This window comes from Shewanella electrica (assembly GCF_022321485.1).
Lineage (GTDB): Bacteria > Pseudomonadota > Gammaproteobacteria > Enterobacterales > Shewanellaceae > Shewanella > Shewanella electrica.
Genome location: NZ_JAKOGG010000114.1, coordinates 1 through 318 on the forward strand (window position 1 = coordinate 1; position 318 = coordinate 318).

Sequence of the window (318 nt, forward strand, 5' to 3'; positions counted from 1 at the left end):
CGTCTACACCCTTGGCTTTGAGCTGCTCAGCCTGATTTATGAATCCTGGCACATGCTGATTGCTGCAGGTCGGGGTGAAGGCACCGGGGACGCCGAAGAGGACGACCTTCTTGCCGGCGGCGAGGCCGTGGACGGAGACCTGCTGCAGCTTGTCCTCCCCGTCGAACCACCCCAGCTGGCCGTCGGGGAGGGTGTCGCCCACGGCAACCGGGGCAAGTCTCTGCCCGAGCATCGTTCTTATCCACAAGCCGCGTCATCGCTCTTTCTTTCTTCTCTCTTTCTTCTCCTCTCTTCCCTCGGCTCTCTCGCACCCTCCCG

General features: G+C 62.3%; 1 protein-coding gene. It reads right to left on the reverse strand.

Annotated elements, in window-relative coordinates; translation table 11 throughout:
- A partial coding sequence (locus tag L9G74_RS23980) for a redoxin family protein (protein ID WP_500142664.1) occupies positions 1-232 on the reverse strand: 232 nt, incomplete at its 3' end.
- Positions 233-318 lie beyond the last annotated feature (86 nt).